Below are 15427 nucleotides of genomic sequence, written 5' to 3'. Positions count from 1 at the left end.
AAATACTTATGGACCAGTCTGCGCAAATGAAGTTAACCGCCCCCACGCTTAGTGTTACTGATTTCAACCTACCGTCACTCCACTTATTGCATGATGAGATTATCGCAACGCTCAAAGATACTGAGATTCATCTGAGCGAGTTCAATGACGATAGTAGCCAAGCACCTTTATTGTCAGATTCTATTAGCGTTTTAAAGCAGCTGTCTTGTATTTTTAAACTGATTTCTCTTGTTGGTGCAGAAGTGTTAAACAATGCCATCATTGACGGTCTACAGCGCCTTTATGACAACGGCGACAACAATGACACGGCTCTCATCATGGATTTATCAGAAGCCATTATGACTTTAGATCGCTATGTCGAGTTTGTATTATTGACTGAGTCGGTAGAGCCTACTTTGTTATTGCCAGTGGTTAATAATCTCAATGCGCATGGACAAAAACCACCAATGACGGTCGAGGACTTTTCTACTTTTGGGAGCAGTAGCGTCATCATTGCTAACCCAGAGAAAAACTTTGAACCACTAAGCGCGCTCAATTTGGATACAAAACTCCTGACCTATGCCTATCGTAGCGGTCTTGGCGTTGCCCTACTCAATCAAGATGGCAATATTGACTCAAACGATCAGCAAAAACTCGATGCCATGAGTGCTGCCTGCGCTTTGATCGCATCAAATAGTAACAGCCTATTTTGGCAAGCAGCAGCGACTGCTGTGACAGATATTGCCGCGGTCTTACCGTTGAACGTGAGCCAAAAGCATACGCTGATTTATGTGGAGCAGCAGTTCCAAAGCTACTTACCTGTGATGGATACACGTTTTGCAGACTTAGTTAATTTTGCCTGTCAGCGTGATACTGTTGAGGCGCAGCAATTACGTGAGCAGTACGCAAGTAACTATCTAGAAGGCGATCAGCTTGATGAGATGAAGCGTTTCTTATTTGGTCCCAATCGCGCACTCACCGATACACTAAATGACATTATTCAGTCTCAAATCAATAATATTAAAGAAAATGTCGACAGCTATGCACGCGGCGACTCCATCAATCCTGTTGATATGCAAACTGCCCAGATCATTGAAGAGTTGACTGAACTGAGCTCAGCACTGCGCCTGCTAGGATTGTCCAATGCAGCTGATAGTCTTATCACAGCGGCGGGTGCGGTCAGCCATTGGCAGGCGCCTTCGCCGGATGACTTTGATCACTTATTACTGGCATTGATGCATGCAGAGAATGCTACAATTGCAATGGCAGAGATGCATACCCCAGGGGCGATCTACTTACCACTGAATAATCAGCATATCTCATTGCATCAGCTCAATACATCATACGATACTCTCATACAAGAAAGCCGTACCGCCATTGCAAGTGCCGAGCAAGCAATTAACGACTATTTGGCAGAGCCTGAACGCGACATGCTTAATATTCAGAATATACCGGGAATGATGCGCCAAGTGGCAGGTGCATTGCGCTTTTTACATTTGCCAACACCCGCCAGCATGCTTGGTCAATTAGCCATTTATATCGAAAAACGCATAGAGAGTGGACGACGTATCGAAGACGATACACTGGCTTATATTGCTGATGTGATTATGGCGGTCGATCATCATCTGGATGGTTTTGAGAACCATCGTCCTGTCAGTAAACAAGCGCTTGACGTTGGCCAGCAAAGCTTAAGTCATCTACTTGCTGCTTAGTACTGCTTGCACAGGTTTTATCGTCGCCATTTTGTCATTTTGCGGCGATAAAACTTAATCAGAATACTTCACGTTAAATAAGTCTGTATCTAAATCGATACGGATTTGCTTCAAACTGTTTGGAATCTTTTATGGCCCATGCTTTTATATTGAGTGATGACACTGTTTTATGCCGTCAAATGCCAGATGGTTGGTGGCCATTACAAATCCAACTACCACAGAGTCGTACTGGTTCAGACGAGCAAGCTTATCGGCTCGGTCACGTGACGCTACATGAGAGTCTATCGCCAAATCACTGGCAATCTGATGATAATAATAATATGGATAGCCTTTCATCTGATTTGATCAATGAAAACACTGCCCAAACCTTCACTGCGCCGTCCACCACTGCCATGACTTATGATTACGCAGTCGCTCATAACGTGACGCTGCCTATCATCGCCGAAAGCAGTACTGATACCTTTGTCCCTTATCGACAGCTGATAAATAACATACCTGTTGCCCTATCTGACCAGATCAGTCAAGCGATACAGTTATTAAGGTGGCAAGCAGATACGCAGTTCTGTAGTCGCTGTGCCAGTCCTACCGTACATGCTGACCAAGACGAGCGCGCCATGGTTTGTCCAGTATGCCAGCTGCGCCAGTATCCTCGCGTCCAGCCATGTGTGATTACGGCGATTACCCGCCCAAACCCAGTAACAGATGAAATGCAAATCTTACTCGCGCACCATCACCGTCACGGACAGCAAAAACTGCCGCCCATGTATGGTTTGATCGCTGGGTTTGTCGAGGTCGGTGAAAGCCTAGAGCATGCGGTGGTACGTGAGGTGGCAGAAGAGGTCAATATCAGCGTATCAGATATTCGTTATGTGAGTAGCCAGCCTTGGCCATTTCCCTCCAATTTGATGCTTGGGTTCCGTGCCTCTTATGCCAGTGGCGATATTATTATTCAAGAAGACGAACTGGCGCATGCTGATTTTTTTGATCTCTCTAACCTGCCAAAGATTCCACCAAAGGGCAGTATCGCTCGAGAATTGATCGATCAGATTGCCAAAGAACAAGGCATTTTATTATGAAATTAAATGACACTGACACTGGCAGCTCATTTTAGCGGCTAATGTCAGTGCCTACTGCGTTTCACTTAGACATTATGGACGGTCAGACGCTGATATTGCCATTTGACAAGTCTGGGTATCAATAGCCCTGCAATCACAATCGCCATACCTAATAATTGCAAAGCGGTCACTTGCTGACCGTAAGCAAAGGCCGTGAGCGCAGCAAACACTGGCACAAAATTAAAGAATAATGACGCATTAGCAGCGCCCAACTGCTTGACGCCAGAGATCCACAATAGATAACCGCCAACCGTGCCGAAGACGCCAATAAATATCAAGTCGCCAAAGACACTGCGACTGATGGCTAAGCTTTCTTGCAATGGATGTACCTCTGCACTAAATAACACCATGAGCGATATCACCCCAAGACCTGACAGCATACCGACCAAGGTATAAGGAATCATTGGCATCCAGCGACTGATACCTTGAGTCAGATAAGTATAGAGACTCCAGCACAGCATACCTAAAAAAATCATTTGATCGCCATGGTTAAATTCAAACCCTAGCAGTTTGGCAAATGCGCCATCGGTCAGTACCAGCAGTACGCCAGAGAGACAAACCACCAAACTAAACAGCGCGCCTTTGGTAGGAAACTGGCGCTGCGCTATAGAACCAATCAATGAAGTAACCAGCGGGCTAAGCGCCATAATCAACGCACCATTATTGGCATTGGTCTGTTCAAGCCCAGTAAACAGCCCCAAGTTTAAGCCACCAACACCAATGATGGATACACCAATCGCCCACGCCCATTGTTTGGGTGTGAGAGTAGGGATTGGCATGTGTTTATATTTTGTATAAAGATACAGACACACCGAGGCAATGCTAAAACGCCACATGACTAAGGTTAATGCGTTTACTTCACTCAAGGCATGCTTGCCGACAGGAAAACTTGCGCCCCAGAGAAACGTACACAGTAATAAATATAGGACGGCGGTGGTGTTCGCTGAACGGCTCATATTGCACCCAAAAAACTTGCGAAAAGATAAGCACCAGTGTATATATTTTAAATACGGTATAAACAAGCAATAACGAGAGCATAGATTCTGAATATGAAATTTAACTACTCCCTCGATGACATGCGCAGTTTTTGCGCGGTTGTCCGCTACGGCAGCTTTCGCCAAGCCTCTATAATGCTTGACATGCCCCTATCGACATTGAGTCGCCGAGTTGCCAAACTAGAAGCAGATCTGGCACTTAGGTTGCTCAACCGAGATGCGCACCGCGTACAGTTGACCCATGCAGGGCAACAATATTATAAGAGCAGCGCCCATCTCTTTGATGAATTAGAAAACGTCGCGTGTTGCTTACTACAAGATAAAAATGAGGCCAAAGGCACAATCAGAATCAGCGCCCCTGTCAATTTTGGTAGTGATATTTTAGCGCCGCATTTCAATGCTTTTTTAAAACAATATCCAGATATCCATTTAGATTTGCGTCTGTCCAATCAGACCATTGATATTGACGCGCAAGCTATTGATGTCGCTTTTCGTATTGGTGAACACAGTGCCAATCATTGGATTGGGCGGCAGCTGACCAATATTCGCTTTATCATTTGTGCAGCCAGCGATATCGATGTATCCGATATCCAAACGCCCAATGATTTGGCAGGCTACCCTACGGTACTGTGCACCCCTATGTCTACTTGGCATCTACAGCATCGTATAACGGGCGAGGTACAGACGCATCAGCCAACAAATAATATCCGTCTAAAAGTTGATAATATTAGTTTACTAACGGGGGCTATTGCGGATGGTATCGGTCTAGGTTTCATCCCCGATTATGATGCACAGCCTTTGATCACATCAGGCGGTTTGCAGCAAGTATTGCCTGATTGGAATAACCAACCTAGAGGCTGCCAGATGCTCTATCGCGACCGTGATAACATGCCTCATCGCATGCATCTATTAATTGATTTTATCCTCAAGCGTTTTGGTAAGTAGACATTCCGCAAACGCTCACCGAGAATAAATGCATCACAATATCATTGATCTTATGCTTTAATTTTTAATGTTAAAGACTAGGTTTTCGACCCTGATGTTTTACGGCTTTAAATGTGTTAATCTTCGCAGCGCAACAGCGATCAATACGGCTGGGTGATTGACTATTTGATATAGAACGTCAGTACAAAGATCCATAATTTGCCTATAAAATATGCAATCAATAGTCACTTATCTACCTAGCCACTGACAGACATAAGTGACAGTCGCTAATGATGACCGATACTAAGGCCAGTAATACCATGTCCCAAACCGACACCCATCCTCAAAGTACTGAACAGACACGCTTGACAGATTTACCGATCTTGTTTAAGTCGCTGCACATTGATACCCTGCCAAATGATGTACAGACAAAAATTGCACGCGTTGATGCTTGTCTGCCGCAAACGCAATGCGGGCTTTGTGAGCATCCAGATGGCTGCTTGCCTTACGCCACTGCTATCGTATTAAAGGGTGAGCCATACAATAAATGTGTGCCTGGTGGCCAGCCAGTAACGGACGCTATCGCTCAGACAATTGGGATAGATACTCATCTGACAGCCGCACCATCACAATGGCCGATAGACATGACATCAGGACGTCCAACAGAGGTTCGTGCTGTGATTCGTGAAGACGACTGTATCGGCTGTACCAAATGTATTCCGGCTTGTCCAGTGGATGCTATCGTCGGTACTGGCAAACACATGCATACGATTTTTACCGATTTGTGCACAGGCTGTGAGCTATGTATCGCACCCTGCCCTGTTGATTGTATCGACTTGGTCATTGTCGAGCGTGAGCTTTCTCCCTTTGAGAGAGTAGCCGAACAAGAAGACTTGAGACAGCGCTACCACACGCATCTCAAACGCGTGACAGAACAACTGGCTGATACCAGCAATAGCAAACCTGTGGTCAGCATGGTAGAGGCCAAGCTCAACAATGCAACGAGCCAATCGCTAAATATTAGCGAAGCACAAGCAAAGAATACCATTGCAGCGGCTAAACTACGTACCAAAATCAAAAAACTCGAAAAGCAGCTCAGCGTGCGCGCCAATGATAAAAAACAAATGGAGCTTGAAGGCTTGCAAGCAGAGCTCGACGCATTACAAGCGGTGCTGTGATTACGTGATTGATACTTTAATAACTCATATAAATGCCATCGCTAGCATATAATTTTGCAACACCACTCACTAAAATAATAGTTAAAACACCATGAGTAAAACGGTCAAACATAAAACAGCCGATACACCGCCCTCTAGAAGAATGCCCAATCGCGATGTGCGTCCATTTTTTGAAAAGCTAGCGGCGACGATTGACGAGCCTGTCACCGAGCTAAATTACGGCAGTAATTTCGAGCTGCTCATCGCCGTTATCTTATCTGCACAGGCAACTGATGTGAGCGTCAATATTGCCACTCAGCAGTTGTACCCCGTGGCGAACACACCTGAAGCTATACTGGCACTAGGCGAAGAAGGTCTAAAGACGTATATCAAAAATATTGGCTTATATAACGCAAAAGCCAAAAATGTCATCAAGACTTGCCGCGATTTGATTGAAAAGTTTGATAGCACCGTCCCTGACAACCGCAAAGATCTAGAATCATTAGCTGGTGTGGGGCGTAAAACCGCCAACGTAGTTTTGAATACTGCTTTTGGTCAGCCAACCATGGCGGTCGACACGCATATCTTTCGCGTCGGCAATCGTACTGGACTCGCTACTGGTAAAACGGTGCTCATCGTCGAAAACAAACTGGTCGAGCGTATACCCGATGACTTTATCGTTGATGCGCATCATTATCTTATTTTGCACGGGCGCTATACCTGCCAAGCGCGTACACCCAAATGCGGCGCTTGCCCCGTCTATGAAGAGTGCATGTTTAAAGATAAAGCGACCTTTTTAGAACTATAACGTAGTGACACTCCTGTCTCAAAGACAAACTTATGTAGCCATGAACTGGCAAGTACCTACGTTTTACGACAGTGAATCACTTGTTGAGCATTTCTTATAGTATAGCAAGTGCTGCTCACTAGAGTTTTATAACGTTTCAGGGTAGAATAACCCTATTTTGTGTTAAGAGATTTTGGCAATTACCCCGCTTCTGATAAGGCAATCTGCACACTGACAGTAGCCTATTAGAGCGAACATTGACCTAACTCTCTACCGCCATAGCCATAAAAGCTTATTATCATTGCTCCATATATGAATTGATTGAATGATAGTAGGTCTAGATTTTAGCCAAATTGATGACAAAAACTTTGTTCAACACCGATTTTTAGCATTGAGAAATACCGATTATCTGCCGCGTAAATGCGTGGTCAACATTAATTAGAGCAGCACCCAGAGTGTTGCTTTTCCTACCTTTATTGATTCAATTAAGCGATCCCATTATGCGTGAATACAACTTATTTACCTCCGAATCTGTGAGCGAAGGCCACCCTGACAAAATGGCTGACCAAATATCAGACGCCATCCTTGATGCTATCTTACGTGAAGACTTACACGCACGTGTGGCCTGCGAAACTTTAGTAAAAACAGGCGCGGTGATACTTGCCGGTGAAATCACCACAACTGCCAATATCGATTTAGAGCGGCTGGTGCGTGACACGGTCAACGGCATTGGTTATCACCACTCAGATTTGGGTTTTGATGGCGAGACTTGTGCGGTCATCAATATGCTGGGTAAGCAGTCTCCTGAAATCGCTCAAGGTGTCGATCGTCATGATCCTGAAGAGCAAGGTGCAGGCGATCAAGGTTTAATGTTTGGTTACGCCAGTAATGAAACTGATGTATTAATGCCGGCCCCTATTGAATATGCCCATCGTTTGATGGAGCGTCAATCTGAGCTGCGCCGTGCAGGCGAGCTACCATGGCTCCGTCCTGATGCCAAAGCGCAGGTTACCTTGAAGTATGATGGCAACCGTCCTGCTGCAATCGATGCGGTCGTTCTATCAACTCAGCATGATCCGAGCATCTCGCAGTCTGATCTGCAAGAAGCAGTGATGGAATCTATCATCAAGCAAGTGCTACCGGCTGATCTGTTACATGCGGGTACACGCTACCATATCAATCCAACGGGTAAGTTTGTCATTGGTGGTCCTGTGGGTGATGCAGGCTTAACAGGCCGCAAAATCATTGTCGATACTTACGGCGGTATGGCACGTCATGGGGGCGGTGCTTTTAGTGGTAAAGATCCCTCAAAAGTAGATCGCAGTGCTGCTTATGCGGTACGTTATGTGGCCAAAAACATCGTCGCAGCTGGTCTTGCTGATCGCTGTGAAGTACAAGTCAGTTACGCGATTGGGGTTGCTGAGCCAACGTCTATCTCTGTCAACACTTTTGGCACGAGCAAAATCAGTAACGATGAAATCATTCGCCTGATTCGTACTCATTTTGATTTGCGTCCTTATGGCATCACTCGTATGCTGAACCTATTACAGCCAATGTATCAGCAGACGGCTACCTTTGGACATTTTGGTCGTCAAGGCTCAGAAACTGCCTTTACTTGGGAAAAAACAGACAAAGCAGATATCTTAAAAGCAGACGCTGGCTTATAAGGGTCATAGAGTCATTACGTTGAATCATTTACAAACCGCCTTTATATACTAAAATTATCGACACTTATTATTAGGAGCAGCTTATGTCTCAAGACAGCAACACTCAAGACAACAATGTGGATGCAAGCATTGAAATCACCCCTGAAATGCAGGCGTTTTACCAACGCGCTGATGCTATCATCGGTGTCGCCAATAGTCAGCTAGGCCCTGATGCCCATTCAGGACAGGTAGGTGCTTCTTTGTTATATGCTGCCGCACGCTACAGCGCCTCTGTGGCCTCGATTGGCTTCGTGAAAGCCGATGATTTTGCCAAAGAAAAAGACGATATCGTCGAGTTTTATGTCAAACAATATCGCCAGATGCTAAGTGACAATTTGACAGATTATGCACAAAATTTCGATAAATATGTGCAGCTAAACAAAGATGATAAGCCAGCTGAATAAGTTGCTATTCTTATCTAGGTAGATATTCTGCTGTGACAATCATCTGTATTTAACAAAAAACCCAAGCCGCTCAAGCTTGGGTTTTTTGTATTATGTTATTGAGTCCATAGCCATTCATTAGTTATTATAAAACTTTAAGTGCTATATCGATCTATCAATAACGTGACGAGCGGTAATAGAACGCTTGCAAATAAGGACATCACATCATGCAAAAAACGCTATCTAAATTATCACTGCCTACACTGGCGCAATCCCTCAAACCATCATTAGCTGTCGTCTCCTTGGTATTAGCACTGGCGGGTTGCAGCGCTACGCCTGGCGCAGTTACTCCCACGCAACCTGCAACAGATAACAGTCAAATGCTTGAAAACACCTTAACTCACTGTCCAACCTCTCGCTCTGAGAAGACCATGTGTACCATGCAATATGATCCAGTCTGTGTAAAAACGAAAGTTGGCTCAGTGATAAGCTACCGTACGGCAGGTAATGCTTGCTCGGCCTGTAACATACCTGAGGCCATTAGTTATACCAAAGGTGAATGCAGTTAATTCATAAGAATACTTCATTCCAAAAAATATATTTGAGTAGCCACAAAGAAGCCCCAATTTAAAAATAAATTGGGGCTTCTATTAATGATTAGAACAATGGTTAAAATAACGATTTTACTGCTTAGTCACCCTTAACAATCTTAGGTGGGCCTTTGAGTAAATGCTCATCAACAAACTCATCTGCAGAGTTATGATCTGCTGACTCATCTGTGATATAGCTTTGCTGCGCACGGTAAAGAATCAGACGATCACGTCCTAATCCGCGTAACAACGCATACATTATGACAAAAACCACTAAAGCAAATGGCAATCCTGCTACGATGGCAGCTGCCTGCAAAGCAGACAATCCACCAGCCGCTAACAATATGGCAGCGATAACGCCTTCTGTGGTTGCCCAAAACAAACGCTGAATCTTTGGTGGATTGGTATCGCCACCAGCGGTCAGCATATCGATAACAAAACTGGCCGAATCTGACGAAGTCACAAACCAAAGCATAATCATGACAACAATCATTAACGTAATCGGTTTGGCTAGTGGGTAGTACTCAACTAGCTTAAAGATTGCGCTACCGGTATCTGCTTGTACTGCTTCAACCAAACCTGGGCTAATACCTGTCACAGCAGAGGCAAGCTCCATATGAATCGCTACGCCACCAAAGGTCGTGAACCAAAAGAACAAGATAAGCATAGGGATTAACAGTACCCCAAACGTAAACTCACGGATGGTACGACCACGAGAGATACGGGCAATAAAGATACCAACGAATGGTGCCCAGCTCACCCACCATGCCCAATAAAATATCGTCCAAGCACTTTGCCAATCTGTTCCACTATAAGACTCGCCCCACGTACCCAAAGGCACGAGTACAGTCAGATAGTTGCCGATATTTTCGATAAAGCTATCAAAGATAAAGAGCGTTGGCCCTAAAGCCACCATGAATACCAATAAAACGATTGTAAAACCGATATTGATATCACTAAGGCGCTTAATACCTTTATCCAGACCCATCATAACGGAAGCGGCTGCAAGCGCTGTGATGAAAGCTATCAAACCGAACTGTACAGTGAGACTATTCGGCATGCCAAATAGTTTCTCAAGTCCCGCATTGATCTGCATCACTCCAAGCCCGAGTGAGGTGACCACACCAAACATCGTACCGAACACGGCCAAGATATCGACCGTATGCCCCCAGCGACCATAGATTCTTTTGCCGAGCAAAGGATACAAAGTTGAGCGAATCGATAAAGGCAAACCGCGACGAAAATGAAAATACGCTAACGACAGTGCCACAATCGTATAGATGCCCCAAGCGTGTAGACCCCAATGCATAAATGAGATATTCATCGCTTGCTTTGCGGCTTCAACCGTTTCGGCCTCGCCCATTGGTGGTGCCATAAAGTGATACAACGGCTCCGCTGTACCCCAGTAGACAAGGCCAATACCAATACCAGCAGAGAACAACATACCAATCCAAGAAAACAGATTGTACTGTGGTCGCTCCGTTTGGTTACCTAAACGAATATCACCATAGCGACTCATTCCTAAGTAAATGCAAAGCCCAAGCGCTGTATTCACTAAGATAATAAATAACCAACCGAACTTATCGGTAATAAAATTCTGTAAAAAACTAAAAACCGCCCCTGCTGTTTCAGTGAAAAGTGCGCCGAAAATAATAAATCCAACGATCAACAGTGACGATGTAATAAACACAGGTTTACTCACCCGTGGAAAAGGTCCTAATCTGCCTACTTTTACTTCTTCCATGTGCAAGTCTCAAAATTTAAGGAATATTACCTTAACAAAATAGGCTTTAACTATCAATCAATTACAAAATAAAACTTGATAAAACCTTTAAATTATTCTAATAAGATTGATAGTTTTTTTTAAAAGGTCTACATAAATACAGATCTAAAAGCAGCTTTATCATGATGTTATTTAGGCAATAATCTGAGTAATCGTCCACCATCACCATCTTCCAATACCCACACTTGTCCATCGACTGCCAGCACGCTACGAACACGCTCACCCATGTCATAACGATAGCGTTCAGTAGCACTATCATCTTCATCGACACTTACGACAATAAGCGCTTTTGAAGATAAACCACTGATTAAAAAATCGCCTTGTAATGCTGGAAAGTCATTGTGGCTACCAGCCGTATATAGACTCAGTGATGACGGTGAAATAACGGGTGTCCATGTGATTTTAGGCATTTCAAACTCAGGGCGAGTGTCGTGATCTGGGATTGGTGTACCTGAATAATTACGACCATTTGATACAATCGGCCAGCCGTAGTTTTTGCCTTTTTCAATCAGATTAAATTCATCACCGCCCTTTGGCCCCATCTCGTTTGCCCAAAGCCTGCCGCTTTCATCAAATCTTATGCCGAGCACATTGCGATTGCCCATTGTCCAAAACTGAGAGGCAATGTCATTGCTATCATTGACAAATGGATTGTCCTTTGGAACCGAGCCGTCAGCATACAATCTAATAATCTTACCTAGATTCATGCTCATATTTTGTGCAGGCTCTTTTTTCTGGCGTTCTCCTGAGCTGATATATAGATACTGTCCATCAGGTGAAAACAATAAGCGATGGCTATAATGACCTTGCCCCGTGACTTTTGGAGATTGCTCCCAAATAGGCGTGATGACCTGTAGTGTGGGCGCATTTGTGCCTAATCCTGCCAGTGTCGCTTTGATTACTTTTGCCCCAAACTTATTACTATCACCCCCCTTTCCTGCTTCTACGTAGCTGATATATACAGCATTAGAAGTCGCAAAATCTGGTGCTAATATAATATCTCCCAAACCACCTTGACCACCATAGGCCACTTTAGGGATGCCTGCTACTTGTGTCTTGCTACCCGTCGCCGTGTCTACAATGAATAACTCTCCTGTTTTTTGCGTCACTAGTAGTTTGGGCGCTTTGCCATCTATACTGGGTAGTGCTGTCATAGCCCAAGGCTCATCAAAAGTGGCGACCGCTTTGGTTGTAAACTCAGGCTTGTCTGCGCTAACTTGAGCATCACTTGTCCGCATATCTGCTTTAGAGGTTTGGCTCTCTTTCTGTTCTGGTACGTTGTTGCTGGTATTGACGGTTGCAGGATTGGAGCAAGCTGATGTACTAAACAATAAAGCCGCAATGAGTAACGGCGATGTTAAGGGCAGACTTACACGTTCAATAGGGGTTGTCATGGTTTTGTCCTTTCTATCCAATTGGCATTTATTTTATTGGTCATCCATTTATTTATAGCATAGTCTTGATATTTAAGAGATATTTAAATGGTAAAAAAACAGTAACGCAAAATACCACCATAAACGAAAAACCCCTTACCTACGATTGTAGATAAGGGGTTTGTTGTGGGAGTATCGTGAGGTCATAAAGACGTCAAAGCCAATGACATTAGCTCATTCTAAGCTTATCAAAAGTCAGTTGGTCATCACTACCCACATCGATTTTAATGATGTCACCCGCGACAAAGTCGCCCGCCAAGAGTTTTAATGACAATGGGTTTTCGATCTCCTGTTGAATAGCACGCTTCAAAGGACGAGCGCCATAAACAGGATCATAGCCCACGGCAACCAATTTATTCATGGCATCTGATGATAGCTCAATATCCATCTCACGCTCTTGGATGCGCTGACGCAAACGATTCAATTGAATATCAGCAATACCTGCCATCTGCGACATACCAAGCGGATGGAATACTACGATTTCATCAATACGGTTGACGAACTCTGGACGGAAATGCTGCCCAACAGAATCCATTACTTCCGCTTTAATATCCTCGTAACTTTCGCCAACCATTTCCTGAATCTTGTGCGAACCCAAGTTACTGGTCATGATAATGACGGTGTTTTTGAAATCTACCACCCGACCTTGCGAATCGGTTAAGCGACCATCGTCCAATACTTGTAGCAAGATGTTGAACACATCTGGATGCGCTTTTTCTACTTCATCAAACAATATGACGCTATATGGCTTACGGCGTACCGCTTCAGTCAACGTACCGCCTTCTTCATAACCGACATAACCTGGAGGTGCCCCTACAAGACGACTGACACTGTGTTTTTCCATATATTCACTCATGTCGATACGTACGATTGCATCTTCAGAGTCAAACAAGAAGTTCGCTAGTGATTTGGTCAGCTCAGTTTTACCAACGCCTGTAGGTCCTAAGAATAAGAACGAGCCTGAAGGACGGTTGGGATCAGATAATCCTGCACGGCTACGACGTACCGCATTGGCCACCGATTCGACCGCTTCGTTTTGACCGATAACACGCTCATGGAGCTTTTCTTCCATTGCGATCATTTTGTCACGCTCGCCTTGCATCATTTTACTGACTGGGATACCAGTGGCGGCTGCCACCACTTCTGCAATTTCATTGTCGGTGACTTTATTACGTAGCAATTTGACACCACTACCTTCACCTGTCTGCTCTTTTTGCTCAGCCAAATCAGACTCATGAATACGGCGCTCAAGCTGTGGAATGGTCTCGTATTGCAGCTTACTCATGGTCTCGTAGTCACCTTCGCGGCTGGCTTTGTCATAAGCGATACGGGCTTTATCTAGCTCGTCTTTTAGCTGTTGACTGCCTTTGACCAATGCTTTCTCTGCCTGCCAAACTTCATTAAGATCAGCGTATTCTTTTTCTAGCTCTGCTATTTGCGCATCGAGCACTTTACGTTCTGATTGCGCGCCAGCATCTTCTTCGTTTTTGAGGACTTCGCGCTGCATTTTTAGCTGAATGAGGCGACTATCGAGCTTACCTAATGATTCAGGCTTACTGTCCATCTCCATGCGCAAGCGGCTGGCCGCTTCGTCAATTAAATCAATCGCCTTATCTGGTAACTTACGGTCAGTGATATAGCGATGACTCATGCGCGCAGCAGCAATGATGGCGCTATCTTGAATATCGACGCCATGGTGAAGCTCGTAACGCTCTTTTAAACCCCGTAATATCGCAATAGTATCTTCGACCGTTGGCTCATCGACCAAAACCTTTTGAAAACGACGCTCAAGCGCAGCGTCTTTTTCGATGTACTGACGATACTCATCAAGGGTGGTCGCACCAACGCAGTGCAGCTCACCGCGTGCCAAAGCAGGTTTGAGCATATTGCCTGCGTCCATCGCGCCGTCGCTTTTACCTGCGCCCACCATGGTATGCAGCTCGTCAATGAATAAGATGACATTACCTTCTTGTTTGGCCAAGTCGCTCAGTACGCCTTTTAGACGCTCTTCGAACTCACCGCGGAATTTTGCCCCTGCAATCAGCGCGCCCAAGTCTAATGACAACACTTCTTTACGGCGCAGACCTTCTGGTACGTCGCCATTGATGATTTTTTGTGCCAAGCCTTCTACGATGGCTGTTTTACCAACGCCCGGCTCACCGATGAGCACAGGGTTGTTTTTGGTACGGCGCGACAGTACCTGAATGGTACGGCGAATTTCTTCGTCACGGCCAATGACTGGATCTAGTTTGCCAAGCTCTGCTTGCTCAGTCAGATTAATCGTGTATTTGTTGAGTGCATCACGCTGATCTTCAGCGTTTTGGTTATTGACCGTATCATCACCGCGCAGCTGCTCAATGACCGCTTTTAGTTTGCTTGCCGTCACACCTGCACTTTCAAATATTTTTTTGGTTTCGCCTTGCTCAGCGAGTGCCAACATGACCCATTCAGTCGCAATAAAATCATCGCCTTCTTTTTGCGCCTGACGATCTGCCAAGTTCAGAATTTTGACTGAGTTTGGGTTTAGATTGACGTCACCTGTTGGCTCCGAAATGGTCGCTTGGTTATCGAGTGCTTTGGCAACGCCATTTTTTAGCGCTGGAATAGAAGCGCCTGCTTGTTGGCAGATAGATAAATTAGATTCATCTTGTAGCAATACCGCAAGCAAATGCACAGGATCAATGCCCGTATGATCACGACCTAACGCTAGGCTCTGAGCTTCTTGAATCGCCGATTGCAGTTTTTGCGTAAACTTCTCAAATCTCATGTTTATATCCTTTTATAATTGGTATTATCAGTAATCGCGTTCATCTCTGGCGTCACTGTTATCTGTCATTTATATAAGGTATGCATACGGTTATTT

12 protein-coding genes are annotated in these 15427 nt (G+C 44.8%); 8 read left to right on the top strand and 4 right to left on the bottom strand.

What is annotated here, in order from left to right:
- The first annotated feature begins 8 nt into the window (after positions 1-8).
- Both GYK50_RS05175 and nudC read left to right on the top strand, forming a co-directional pair.
- Positions 9-1691 (top strand): hypothetical protein, encoded by a 1683-nt coding sequence (locus GYK50_RS05175; protein ID WP_093068246.1) that lies wholly within the window; start codon positions 9-11, stop codon positions 1689-1691.
- Between the two features lie 131 nt (positions 1692-1822).
- The gene (gene nudC, locus GYK50_RS05170) at positions 1823-2767 is read left to right on the top strand and encodes an NAD(+) diphosphatase (RefSeq protein WP_093068242.1); all 945 of its coding nucleotides are present in this window, start codon (positions 1823-1825) and stop codon (positions 2765-2767) included.
- A gap of 65 nt (positions 2768-2832) precedes the next feature.
- Here nudC and GYK50_RS05165 read toward each other — a convergent pair whose 3' ends face one another.
- The gene (locus GYK50_RS05165; RefSeq protein WP_093068239.1) at positions 2833-3762 is read right to left on the bottom strand and encodes a DMT family transporter; all 930 of its coding nucleotides are present in this window, start codon (positions 3760-3762) and stop codon (positions 2833-2835) included.
- A gap of 93 nt (positions 3763-3855) precedes the next feature.
- On the opposite strand from GYK50_RS05165, the gene GYK50_RS05160 reads away from it, so the two are divergent.
- The 6 genes from GYK50_RS05160 (at position 3856) to GYK50_RS05135 (ending at position 9327) form a co-directional block, all read left to right on the top strand.
- Positions 3856-4746, top strand: coding sequence for a LysR family transcriptional regulator (locus tag GYK50_RS05160; protein ID WP_071001831.1), 891 nt, complete (start codon positions 3856-3858; stop codon positions 4744-4746).
- A gap of 299 nt (positions 4747-5045) precedes the next feature.
- Positions 5046-5903, top strand: coding sequence for an RnfABCDGE type electron transport complex subunit B (locus GYK50_RS05155; RefSeq protein WP_071003639.1), 858 nt, complete (start codon positions 5046-5048; stop codon positions 5901-5903).
- A 91-nt stretch (positions 5904-5994) separates the two neighbouring features.
- Positions 5995-6690, top strand: a complete 696-nt coding sequence (gene nth, locus GYK50_RS05150) for an endonuclease III (protein WP_058025991.1) — start codon at positions 5995-5997, stop codon at positions 6688-6690.
- A 479-nt stretch (positions 6691-7169) separates the two neighbouring features.
- Positions 7170-8336: a methionine adenosyltransferase gene (gene metK / locus GYK50_RS05145; RefSeq protein WP_075105952.1), complete on the top strand. Its 1167-nt coding sequence runs from the start codon at positions 7170-7172 to the stop codon at positions 8334-8336.
- A gap of 83 nt (positions 8337-8419) precedes the next feature.
- Positions 8420-8779, top strand: coding sequence for a DUF3144 domain-containing protein (locus tag GYK50_RS05140; RefSeq protein WP_071001833.1), 360 nt, complete (start codon positions 8420-8422; stop codon positions 8777-8779).
- Between the two features lie 206 nt (positions 8780-8985).
- Positions 8986-9327 (top strand): hypothetical protein, encoded by a 342-nt coding sequence (locus GYK50_RS05135; RefSeq protein ID WP_071001835.1) that lies wholly within the window; start codon positions 8986-8988, stop codon positions 9325-9327.
- Between the two features lie 121 nt (positions 9328-9448).
- Here the strand turns inward: GYK50_RS05135 and GYK50_RS05130 are convergent, their stop codons facing one another.
- From GYK50_RS05130 to clpB, 3 genes are all read right to left on the bottom strand, one after another.
- On the bottom strand, positions 9449-11092 hold the full coding sequence (locus GYK50_RS05130) for a BCCT family transporter (protein ID WP_093068229.1): 1644 nt from the start codon (positions 11090-11092) through the stop codon (positions 9449-9451).
- 167 nt (positions 11093-11259) lie between these two features.
- On the bottom strand, positions 11260-12525 hold the full coding sequence (locus GYK50_RS05125; protein ID WP_071001837.1) for a PQQ-dependent sugar dehydrogenase: 1266 nt from the start codon (positions 12523-12525) through the stop codon (positions 11260-11262).
- Between the two features lie 208 nt (positions 12526-12733).
- The gene (clpB, locus tag GYK50_RS05120) at positions 12734-15331 is read right to left on the bottom strand and encodes an ATP-dependent chaperone ClpB (RefSeq protein WP_212564377.1); all 2598 of its coding nucleotides are present in this window, start codon (positions 15329-15331) and stop codon (positions 12734-12736) included.
- Positions 15332-15427 lie beyond the last annotated feature (96 nt).

This window comes from Psychrobacter pacificensis (genome assembly GCF_018336615.1).
GTDB classification, from domain to species: domain Bacteria; phylum Pseudomonadota; class Gammaproteobacteria; order Pseudomonadales; family Moraxellaceae; genus Psychrobacter; species Psychrobacter pacificensis.
Note: the sequence above shows the minus strand (reverse complement) of the source record. Positions and strands in the feature narration are given on the sequence as shown.